Origin of the sequence: Phyllobacterium sp., assembly GCF_037994425.1 — a bacterium.
Classification (GTDB): Bacteria; Pseudomonadota; Alphaproteobacteria; order Rhizobiales; family Rhizobiaceae; genus Phyllobacterium.
Window position 1 is genome coordinate 19,506 of the sequence record NZ_JBBNAM010000380.1, and the last position, 10,150, is coordinate 29,655.

Sequence of the window (10,150 nt, forward strand, 5' to 3'; positions counted from 1 at the left end):
TTCTAAATTATAGGTCCACAGGCCTGCCGGTCCGCACACTTTCATCCGCCGCAAGGCAGACGCTGAGCGAACGCACGGCGTCGCGCATGTGCCGGTCAAGGTCGAGATTTTCGCGTATTGCTTTGAGAACAAACGCTTGTTCGAGATCGCAAAGCTCCTGGTGTCCCGGTTCACCCGCCATGTTCAGCAGTTCGTCGGGGGCGGCGAAGCGGCCATCCTTACCGGTTTCCGCCCAGTGCAGCCTGATGGTCGACGTCTTCGTATGAGCGTCGATATCGTCGGACTTCGCGTTCTGGTCCATGACGATCGAAACGCAGCCATTCGGCGAGATTACGTCCTTCACGAAGAAGGCAGTCTCGGACATCATCGGACCCCATCCAGCCTCATACCAGCCCACCGACTTGTCATCGAACAAGACCTGCAGATGGCCGTAATTGTACATGTCCGTGTCGATCTCGTCGGAGAGCCGCACGCCCATGCCGCGCACCTGCACCGGCGTTGCATCAGTTATCTGCAGCATGACGTCGAGATAGTGCACGCCGCAATCGACGATAGGGGATGTGGTCTTCATTAGATACTTGTGCGTTTCCCATGTGCTGCCAGACGATTGCTGATTGAGGTTCATCCGAAACACATACGGGCCGCCGAGCTTGCGGGCCTCGGCGATAAGCCGCATCCACGAAGGATGGTGGCGCAGGATATAGCCAATCACCAACTTGCGGCCATGTTTCTTCGCCGCTGCGACCACCCGTTCGGCATCGGCCACGGTCGTGGCAAGCGGCTTCTCGACAAAGACATCGGCGCCCGATTCCATTGCCGCAACCGCATAGTCGGCGTGGCTGTCGGAATAGGTATTGATTGAGACGAGGTCTGGCTTGAGCTCGGCCAAAGCCGTTTCGAACGATGGGTGGATCGTGTAGGCCCCGAGTTCCTCCGGCAGGGACACGACCGACCTGTTGACCAATCCCACGATCTCGAAGCCGGGATTGTTATGGTAGGCAAGCGCGTGGCTGCGGCCCATATTGCCGAGGCCGGCAACAAGCACGCGGATTGGCCTTTGTATTGTCATTTCACCGCTCCAGATGTGATTCCGCGGATCAGCTGCCGCGAGAAAATGAGATAGAGGACAAGTACCGGCACAATCGCGAGCGTCAACGCGGCGAGAACGGCATTCCAATTGGTCACGAACTGACCGATGAACACCTGCGATCCGAGCGTGACGGTCTTCGTCGCGTCGCTTGGGGCGAGGATCAGCGGAAACCAAAGGTCGTTCCAGATCGGGATCATGGTGAATACGGCGACTGTTGCCATGGCGGGCCTGACCAGTGGCAGCACCAGCCGGAAGAAGATCGAATACTCCGAAAGTCCATCGATGCGACCCGCATTCTTTAGGTCATCGGACACGGTGCGCATGAACTCCGTAAGGATGAACACTGCAAGCGGCAGGCCCTGCGCGGTGTAGACGAGGATCAGCGCCGTTAGCGTGTTGACGAGACCTGCCGCGACCATGCCCTGCAAGATGGCGACGGTGCCGAGACGGATAGGAATCATGATGCCGAGCGCAAGGTAGAGCCCCATCAGGGTATTGCCCTTGAAGCGATATTCCGAAAGCGCAAAAGCCGCCATCGCGCCAAAGAGCAGCACGAAGAAAATCGATACGGCAGTGACGACGAAGCTGTTCTGGAAATAGAGGACGAAGTCACCCTGTGTCAGCACCGTATTATAGCCGATGAGGCTGAACGTTGCCGGCGTTGGTACGGCGAGCGGATCGCGGAAGATCGAAGCCCTGTCCTTGAACGAATTGATGACGACGAGGAAGACCGGGAACAGCGCAATCAGCGTATAGGCCCCGAGCGCGAGGTGAACGAGACCAGTGCGAAGCGGCGATGCGGTTGGTTTTGCCATTTGAGTGCCTCGCTTTAGAACTGGTATCGGCGCATGCGCCGCTGGATGGCGAAGAGGTAGAGGCAGACACCCGACAGGATGATCAGGAACATCACGGTCGCAATTGTCGCACCCATCGATTTGTCGCCGATCTGCAGCTGGAAGCCGAAGAAGGTGCGATAGAGCAAGGTACCGAGAATGTCGGTAGATCCGTCGGGACCCGCAAGTGCACCCTGCACAGTATAAATCAGGTCGAATGCATTGAAATTGCCGACAAATGTAAGGATCGAAATGATGCCGATCGAAGGCAAGATAAGTGGCAGCTTGATCGTCCAGAACTGGCTCCAGCCGGTCACGCCGTCGCATTCGGCAGCTTCCAGCACTTCATCGGGAATATTGAGCATCGCCGCGTAAATCAGCATCATCGGAATGCCAACATACTGCCAGACCGAAATGAGCGAGACGGCGATGAGCGCCGTGCCCGGCTTGCCCAACCACGGCGCAAAGATCGACTTTAGACCGACGAGATCGAGCAGGTATGGCGACACACCCCAGATCGGCGACAGGATAAGCTTCCAGATAAAGCCAACGATCACGAATGACAGAAGAGTCGGCAGAAACATTGCGGTTCGGTAGAATGCGCCGAAACGCAGCTTCGGCACCGAGAGCAAGGCGGCAAGTGCGACGCCGATCGGATTTTGCACGAGCATGTGGATGAGGAAAAACACGAAATTGTTGCCTAGAGCATTCCAGAAGCTTGCCGCCCAGCGCGGATCGCCGAAGAGCACATTGAAATTGCTGAGGCCGACAAAAACGCTCTGGCCATCCTTCACATTGAACAGAGATAACCGCAGCGTTTCAATGAGCGGCAGGATCATGATGGCGGTATAGACCAGCAACGCCGGCGCCAGGAACACCAGTATGTGCCAGCGCCGTGGCCGCCTGTCGGCGCCTCGATCAACCATTGCTTGTTCGACTGTGCTCATTAAATCCGAGACCCCTCTTATGATCTTGGCCATGACTTTTCGGCGCACGACAGCCGTTCATGCGGATGATAGCGCAAGACATGCGCAATGTTCCGATAAAGAAATAGCCGGAGCATCCTTTCACGGACGCTCCGGCTTTGGTTTGTTTACTTGGCTGGCTTGTACCAGCTGTCGAGACCATCCTGCAGCTTCTTGGCAGCAGCTTCCGGCGTATCGGTGCCGTTGATCACGTTTGCGGATTCAACCCAGGTTTCGTTCTCGAGGTTCGGCGTGCCGCGCGACAGGATCTGGTAGGTCGAGCGGATCGTCGGCTTGCATTTCTCGCGCCAGGAAACGAATTCCTGCGCCAGCGGGTCCTGCATCTTTACCGGTGTCGAGTTGAGGCTGAAGAAGCCCGGGAGCGCATTGGCATAGATTTCGGCGAATTCCGGCGAAGCGACCCATTCGAGGAACTTCTTGGATTCTTCAGGATGTGCGCTCTTCGCGTTCAGGCCGACGCCGATGTCGTTGTGGTCGGAGATGTAGCAGGCGTCACCTGCATTCTTCACCGGTGGCGGGAATGCGCCCATCTTGAACTGGGCCTGCGTATTGAACAGACCTATTTCCCATGAGCCCGCCGGATAAATCGCAGCGCGGCCCAGCGTGAAGAGATTCTGGCTGTCCGGATAGGTCTGGGCTTCGAAACCGTCGCCAAGATAATCCTTCCACTTGGCGAGAACCTTGTAGGGTTCGACCCAATCCGCGTCGGTTAGCTTTTCCTCGCCCTTGATCAGCTTGGCGCGGCCCTCTTCACCCTTCCAGTAGGTCGGCCCGATATTCTGGTAACCCATCGTAGCGGCTTCCCAGAGGTCCTTCGTGCCCATCGCCATCGGAATATAGGTGCCGTCGGCTTTGATCTTGTCGAGCGCGGCGAAGAATTCTGCCTCGGTCGTCGGGATTGCAATACCGAGCTTGTCGAATGCGTCCTTGTTGTAGATGAAGCCGTGGATGACCGAAGCCATCGGTACGCAGAATGTGTCCTTGCCGTCGTCCGTGGTCCATGCGGCCTTGGCTACGTCCGAGAAATTCTTCATACCCGAAAGGTCGTTGAGGCTGGTAAGGTTGCCACGCTTGAACTGCTCGAGCGACTTGTCGAATGGACGGCAGGTGATGACGTCGCCGGCGCTGCCCGCATCGAAGCGTGCGCCAAGAGCCGCGTCATATTCGGTTGGCGGCGTCGGCGCAAACTTGATCTTGATGCCCGGGTTCTTGGCTTCGAACGCCGGAATAAGCTTTTCCTGCCAGATGGCAAGATCGTCCGTACGCCAGCTTTCGATCGTCAGCGTGGTGTCGGCTGCGTGAGCAAAACCGGCCGTTGCCAGGATGCTCGTTGCCATAAGCAGTGTTTTTAATGTCGTGCTTCCCATTTTAGTCTCCTGTTGCACCCATATGAGCAGTGCCGTTAACGAGAGCCAAGCTCCCCTTCAGTTCCGAAAGCGACGGGCGAAGCCTCTGTTGATTGCTTTCGAGAATTTCCTGTGCGTTTTGCGGTCCCGTAGCGCCCGCAGCGAGCAGAATCGCTGCTTTGACCGAGCCGCCGCTTGCTTCAAGCAACCTTACCGCGTCACTCATCTCGCATGCGCCGATCGCAGCGACGATACCCGCGGCGCGCTCGCGAAGCTTGATATTGTCGGCGGAAAGATTGACCATATAGCCGTCATGGACATGACCGAGATGGATGGCCATCAACGTTGACAGCAGATTGAGCGCGATCTTCTGCGCGGTGCCAGCGCCCATACGCGTCGAGCCGGCAACCATCTCGGGCGGCGTCTCAAGGACAATTGTAACATCGGCCTGGTCGAACATCGGCACTGCAGGATTGTTTGCAATCGAGATGATTTTCATACCGCGTTGCTTCGCTGCTTCAATGGCGGCGAGTGCATAGGGCGTCGTGCCGCTTGCGGAAATCGCTATCAGGCAATCCCCTTGACCGAGACCAGCAGCCGCGACGTCGATTGCTGCCTGGCTTTTATCATCCTCGTAGGAACCGGCAAGGCGATTGAGGCTGGCGATGCCTCCCGCAAGAAGAATGACGATGCGATCGGCGGATATCCCGTATGTGCCGGGAATCTCAAGGGCATCCGCGAGCGCCATCAGGCCCGAACTGCCAGCGGCCGCATAAGCGAGGCGCCCGCCGGAAGCCAGCGTATCGGCAGCAAGACGGGCAGCTCTTGCAATAGAGTCAGTCGCACGCGAAACCGAAGCCGCTGCCTCGATCTGCGCCTCGTGCAGCAATCGCAGAGCATCCTCCGGCGAACGTTCTTCCAGCCCTGATGCCCTCTCATTGCGCTGCTCTGTGCGGGAAACTGCCACCACTCTCTCCTCGTTGGGATAAATAATGCCAAAAAAATACCACTTGTCCAGCAAATCTTAAAAAAATTCTGTTCATTCGACAATTGCTAGGTTTTTACTCAACTAATTCAATGATATGTAGAAATTGTTCAAAATGCGTGAATTAACGCTTGGCTATTGGTATTTTATTGGTATTCTATTCGTGGAGGACCGTGAAACGTGAATTATCTCCTGGGAATCGATGGTGGTGGAACGAGCTGCAGGGCGGCGCTGGCCGATACGAGCGGCCGGATACTTGCCACGGGCAGAAGCGGTTCCGCCAACATCATGACCGACATGAATACGGCGCGCCTCAATATACTGGATGCAACCGAAGCCGCATTTGCGGCTGCGGGAATCTCCACTTCCGTGATGGCATCGGTCTCTGCGGTCCTGGGCCTCGCCGGCGCAAATGTCGGCGGCAATGGCGCGCAGCTTCAAGCCATGCTGCCCTTCACCAATTCACTGGTCTATTCCGATGGCGTGATTGCCCTGCAGGGCGCGCTCGGTGACGAAGACGGGACCGTGGTCATCGTCGGAACCGGTTCGGTTTATGTCACGCGATCGGGAGAAGAGATAAGTTTCGCTGGCGGATGGGGCTTCAAGGTTAGCGATCTTGGCGGCGGGGCGCGGCTCGGGCGTGACCTTCTCGAAGAAGCGCTGCTTGCCTATGACAAGTTTCACCCTTCGTCAGCTTTGACGGAAGCAGCCATGGAACGGTTCGGAGGCAACCCCCATCGAATAGTGCAATTCGCCCACTCGGCAAATCCGGGTGATTTTGGTGTATTTGCTCCAATGGTGTTCGAATATGCTTCGCAGGACGATCCAGTGGCCGTCGCGCTGATTGAGAAGTCGGTTCACCACATCGAAGAGGGACTTGACGCAGTAATGCCCTCGGGGCAAAGCCGCCTTTCGCTCCTTGGAGGGCTTGGACCGCTTTACGGCCCTCTTCTATCGCCCCGCTATAAAGCCAAGCTCCAGGCACCGCTCAACGATCCACTGACCGGGGCCGTGCAACTCGCGGCGCACCACTTTTCCGGCACGAGTGTGGAGCAACTTCATGGCTGACGGGCTGATCGATATCCTTCCCTCGCTCAATGAACAGCCAAGCGGTGGCCCTCTCTATGTCAAGCTGCAGCGCCTGATAGAAAATGCGGTGCGCGACGGCATGCTGCGGCCCGGAGATGCGCTGCCTCCAGAACGCGAGCTTGCGGCAATGGCCGAGATTTCGCGTGTGACTGTGCGCAAGGCAGTGCAGGGGCTGGTCAACAGCGGATTGCTTGTGCAGCGGCATGGGTCGGGCACCTTCGTGGCGCCGCGGTCGGCCAGGGTCGAACAATCCCTTTCCCACCTCACCTCCTTTACCGAGGATATGGCGCGCCGCGGCATGGTTGTCCGCTCGACGTGGCTCGATCGCGGCATTTATGCGCCCTCGCCTGAAGAGATGGTCACGCTTGGACTCTCTTCAGGAGAAAAGGTCGCGCGCATCAGCCGCCTGCGCGTCGCCAACGACACCCCCATGGCCATCGAACGCGCTGCGCTGTCGATCAATGTGCTTCCCAATCCGGAGTTGGTCACGCTCTCCCTCTATGCGGTCCTGGCCGAGGGCGGCAACCGGCCGGTCCGCGCTATCCAGCGCATTTCTGCGGCCATCTTGAAGGAAAATGATGCTACATTGCTCCAGGTTCCAGCCGGCTCAGCCAGCCTGAACATCGAGCGCATATCCTATCTGGAATCGGGCAAGGTCATCGAGTTCACCCGATCGATCTACCGTGCGGACGCCTATGAATTTGTGGCTGAGCTAAAGCTCGGCGACTCTTCGGAAATATCAGGAGCAGTGCTTTGACGACCAACACGACCCTCATGCGGGAGGAGATTCTTTCCATTCCTGCGGTGACAGCGCGGTTCCTGGAAAGTTCCCGCGAAACCCTTTCCGAAGCGGGGGCCAAGCTGCGCGAGAAAAACCCGACATTCCTCGCCTCGATTGCCCGCGGTTCCTCGGACCATGTCTGCGCGTTCCTCAAATATTCGAGCGAATTGACCGCGGGCGTGCCGGTTGCTTCCCTCGGGCCGTCGGTCGCATCGATCTATGGCGTAACGCTCAAACTCGCCGAAGCGGCAACGCTCTCGATCTCACAATCGGGCAAGAGCCCGGACATTGTCAGCATGACCCGCGCAGCAAGTGAAAGCGGCGCACTGACGATAGCGATCACCAACGTCATCAATTCCGACCTTGCCAACGCGAGCGATTTTCCCATCGACATCCTCGCTGGCCCCGAGCGCAGCGTTGCGGCGACCAAATCTTTCGTCAGTTCGGCAGTCGCCGGCCTTGCGCTTATCGGTCACTGGACCGAGGACAAGAAACTACTGAAGGCGATCGATGCCCTGCCCGCCGCCCTGGCGAAGGCCATCGAGTGTGATTGGTCGCCATTTGCCGGCGCGCTCAAAGACGAAAGCTCGCTGTTCGTCCTCGGGCGCGGTCCCTCGCTCGCCATATCTAATGAAGTCGCGTTGAAGTTCAAGGAAACGAGTGGCGCCCACGCCGAATCCTACAGCGGCGCGGAAGTCATGCATGGGCCGAAAGCCATCGTCGGCAAGGGGTTTCCCGTTCTGGTTTTGGCGACGCGCGATGCCGCCGAGGACTCGCTTGTTGAAGCGGCCGATCGCCTTGCCGAGCAGGGTGCCGCCGTGTTCTTGACTTCCGCAAAGCCGTCGAAAGCCACGGCATTGCCCTTCGTCGCCACATCGCACCCGCTCACTGATCCGCTCGCCCTGCTCGTCTCCTTCTACGCCTTCGTTGAAGGATTTGCCCGCAGCCGCGGCCTCAATCCGGATGAGCCGCCACATCTGCGCAAGGTGACGGAAACGATATGAGCACCGCCTATGCACTGACGGGCGCCGAAATCTTCGACGGCGCAAATTGGCACGGCGATGCGGCGCTTGTCGTCGATAAGGGCGTAGTCAGAAGCATCTCGAACTCCGCCTTGCCCGATGGTATTCGCCGGGTTGAGCTTGAGGGCGGCAAGCTTGTGCCGGGATTCATCGATATCCAGGTCAATGGTGGTGGCGGCGTGCTCCTCAATGACGGGCCAAGCGTCGATGTCATTCGCAGGATTTGCGATGCACATTTCGCCTTCGGAACGACGGCACTGCTGCCGACGCTGATTACCGACACGCCCGAAATCACTGCGGCGGCGCTGAGTGCCGGCAAAGCTGCAGCACTCGACAAAGTGACGGGTTTCATCGGACTTCACATCGAGGGACCGCACCTTTCAATATCCCACAAGGGAACGCACGACCCGAAGCTGATCCGGCCGATGGAAGATGCCGATCTCGTCGCGCTTATCGAGGCGGCGCAGCAGTTGCCCGTTCTTTTGACGACGGTGGCGCCGGAGACAGTTCCAGCCGACAAAATCAAGGCTTTGACCGATGCCCGCGTCATCGTCAGCCTCGGGCACAGTGGCGCGTCCTACGAAGTCGCACTCGCCGCAAAGGATGCCGGTGCGACCATGGCAACGCATTTGTTCAACGCCATGAGCCAGCTTGGCCATCGCAGCCCCGGTGTCGTCGGCGCGGTGTTGCAGTCCGGAGAACTTTCTGCCGGTTTGATCGCCGACGGCTTCCACGTTGACAAGGCATCGATGGCAATCGCGCTGCGCGCCAAGCAGGGTCCATCGCGCATATTCCTCGTCACCGATGCCATGTCGACCATCGGCACGGACATCACATCTTTCACGCTGAACGGACGCCGCATCACCCGCGCTGGCGGACGCCTGACGCTTGACGACGGAACGCTTGCGGGGGCCGACCTCGACATGATTTCCGCAGTGCGTTTCGTTCACCGCGAACTCGGACTGTCGCTGGATGAGGCATTGCGGATGGCTTCGCTTTATCCGGCCGAAAGCCTGCGTATTGACCACCACTATGGTCGCCTGCTGCCCGGCTATGTCGGTAACATCGTGCATCTCGACGATCGGCTCGATGTGAATCAGGTCTGGATCGACGGCGATCTGCATTACGCGCGTTGACGCCGGTCGCCGATTGGTCATACTTGAACGCCTCACGACACATTGGAGGTAGCGATGGCCAAGGACGCGTTGATCGTCGTTGATGTTCAGAATGATTTTTGCCCAGGCGGCGCACTCGCCGTTGAGGAAGGCCACCAGATCATTCCCATCATCAACAAGCTGATCATGCGTTTCGACCATGTCATCCTCACGCAGGACTGGCATCCGGCCGGGCATTCGAGTTTCGCCTCGACCCATTCTGGCAAGGCACCATTCGAGACAGTCCCGATGTTCTATGGCGACCAGACGCTTTGGCCGGACCATTGCGTCCAGGGAAGCGTCGGCGCGGAGTTTCACACCGAACTGGAATGGACCAAGGCCGAGCTCATCATCCGCAAGGGTTTTCGCCATCATATCGACAGCTATTCAGCATTTTACGAAAACGATCGCACAACTCCGACGGGCCTCGCCGGCTATTTGCGTGACCGGCAGATTACCAACGTGACCTTTGCCGGCCTCGCCACCGATTACTGCGTCGCCTATTCCGCGCTCGACGCGGTCGAGCATGGCTTTGCCGCCGACGTGCTCCTTGATGCCTGTCGCGGCATCAATCTTGGCGGATCGCTCGCGACCATGCTCGGTGAAATGCGCAAGGCCGGCGTTACGCTGATCTGATCCAACGCCGGCAAACAAATCCAAGTTCCTGTTCGGCACGCAGCCCTCGCTATCACTGTTCGCTCATGCTTCCACTCACGGAACATGGACTGCAATCACGCGTTGCAAAGCTAGCGTCTGTAAAATGAACAGCTGCGCATTTTTCCACAAGCGTAATAGCGGAAAGGCACATTGCTGTTGTTTGTCTGTCACATAATAGGGATACTGGCAGCAAGCGCACTGAAGATG

At 58.1% G+C, this 10,150-nt stretch carries 10 protein-coding genes; 5 read left to right on the top strand and 5 right to left on the bottom strand.

Annotated features, from left to right (window positions below):
• Window positions 1-7: 7 nt before the first annotated feature.
• The 5 genes from AAAB35_RS25660 to AAAB35_RS25680 form a co-directional block, all read right to left on the bottom strand.
• The gene (locus tag AAAB35_RS25660) at window positions 8-1,069 is read right to left on the bottom strand and encodes a Gfo/Idh/MocA family oxidoreductase (protein ID WP_340671170.1); all 1,062 of its coding nucleotides are present in this window, start codon (window positions 1,067-1,069) and stop codon (window positions 8-10) included.
• Window positions 1,066-1,905, bottom strand: coding sequence for a carbohydrate ABC transporter permease (locus AAAB35_RS25665; protein WP_340671171.1), 840 nt, complete (start codon window positions 1,903-1,905; stop codon window positions 1,066-1,068). Before AAAB35_RS25665 ends, AAAB35_RS25660 begins: the two co-directional genes overlap by 4 nt.
• A gap of 14 nt (window positions 1,906-1,919) precedes the next feature.
• Window positions 1,920-2,870, bottom strand: a complete 951-nt coding sequence (locus AAAB35_RS25670) for a sugar ABC transporter permease (RefSeq protein ID WP_340671172.1) — start codon at window positions 2,868-2,870, stop codon at window positions 1,920-1,922.
• Between the two features lie 146 nt (window positions 2,871-3,016).
• Complete coding sequence (locus AAAB35_RS25675) at window positions 3,017-4,276, bottom strand: ABC transporter substrate-binding protein (RefSeq protein WP_340671173.1); 1,260 nt, start codon at window positions 4,274-4,276, stop codon at window positions 3,017-3,019.
• A gap of 1 nt (window position 4,277) precedes the next feature.
• Window positions 4,278-5,222 carry an N-acetylmuramic acid 6-phosphate etherase gene (locus AAAB35_RS25680; RefSeq protein ID WP_340671174.1) on the bottom strand — a complete coding sequence of 315 codons (945 nt, stop codon included), beginning with the start codon at window positions 5,220-5,222 and terminating at the stop codon, window positions 4,278-4,280.
• A gap of 198 nt (window positions 5,223-5,420) precedes the next feature.
• Between AAAB35_RS25680 and AAAB35_RS25685 the strand changes: the two genes are divergently transcribed.
• The 5 genes from AAAB35_RS25685 to pncA are packed head-to-tail and all read left to right on the top strand — an operon-like array spanning window position 5,421 to window position 9,922.
• The gene (locus tag AAAB35_RS25685) at window positions 5,421-6,308 is read left to right on the top strand and encodes a BadF/BadG/BcrA/BcrD ATPase family protein (RefSeq protein WP_340671175.1); all 888 of its coding nucleotides are present in this window, start codon (window positions 5,421-5,423) and stop codon (window positions 6,306-6,308) included.
• A complete protein-coding gene (locus AAAB35_RS25690; RefSeq protein WP_340671176.1) occupies window positions 6,301-7,086 on the top strand; it encodes a GntR family transcriptional regulator in 786 nt (261 codons plus the stop codon). Before AAAB35_RS25685 ends, AAAB35_RS25690 begins: the two co-directional genes overlap by 8 nt.
• 17 nt (window positions 7,087-7,103) lie before the next feature.
• Complete coding sequence (locus AAAB35_RS25695) at window positions 7,104-8,114, top strand: SIS domain-containing protein (protein ID WP_340671179.1); 1,011 nt, start codon at window positions 7,104-7,106, stop codon at window positions 8,112-8,114.
• Window positions 8,111-9,268, top strand: coding sequence for an N-acetylglucosamine-6-phosphate deacetylase (nagA, locus tag AAAB35_RS25700; protein WP_340671177.1), 1,158 nt, complete (start codon window positions 8,111-8,113; stop codon window positions 9,266-9,268). The genes AAAB35_RS25695 and nagA overlap by 4 nt, the downstream gene beginning before the upstream one ends.
• Before the next feature lie 54 nt (window positions 9,269-9,322).
• Window positions 9,323-9,922, top strand: coding sequence for a bifunctional nicotinamidase/pyrazinamidase (gene pncA, locus AAAB35_RS25705; protein ID WP_340671178.1), 600 nt, complete (start codon window positions 9,323-9,325; stop codon window positions 9,920-9,922).
• Window positions 9,923-10,150 lie beyond the last annotated feature (228 nt).

What these genes read in the sequence shown, in the direction of transcription:
- AAAB35_RS25660 (WP_340671170.1), bottom strand. Translation starts at nt 1,069, where the DNA reads ATGACAATACAAAGGCCAATCCGCGTGCTTGTTGCCGGCCTCGGCAAT.
- AAAB35_RS25665 (WP_340671171.1), bottom strand. Translation starts at nt 1,905, where the DNA reads ATGGCAAAACCAACCGCATCGCCGCTTCGCACTGGTCTCGTTCACCTC.
- AAAB35_RS25670 (WP_340671172.1), bottom strand. Translation starts at nt 2,870, where the DNA reads ATGAGCACAGTCGAACAAGCAATGGTTGATCGAGGCGCCGACAGGCGG.
- AAAB35_RS25675 (WP_340671173.1), bottom strand. Translation starts at nt 4,276, where the DNA reads ATGGGAAGCACGACATTAAAAACACTGCTTATGGCAACGAGCATCCTG.
- AAAB35_RS25690 (WP_340671176.1), top strand. Translation starts at nt 6,301, where the DNA reads ATGGCTGACGGGCTGATCGATATCCTTCCCTCGCTCAATGAACAGCCA.
- AAAB35_RS25695 (WP_340671179.1), top strand. Translation starts at nt 7,104, where the DNA reads ATGCGGGAGGAGATTCTTTCCATTCCTGCGGTGACAGCGCGGTTCCTG.
- nagA (WP_340671177.1), top strand. Translation starts at nt 8,111, where the DNA reads ATGAGCACCGCCTATGCACTGACGGGCGCCGAAATCTTCGACGGCGCA.
- pncA (WP_340671178.1), top strand. Translation starts at nt 9,323, where the DNA reads ATGGCCAAGGACGCGTTGATCGTCGTTGATGTTCAGAATGATTTTTGC.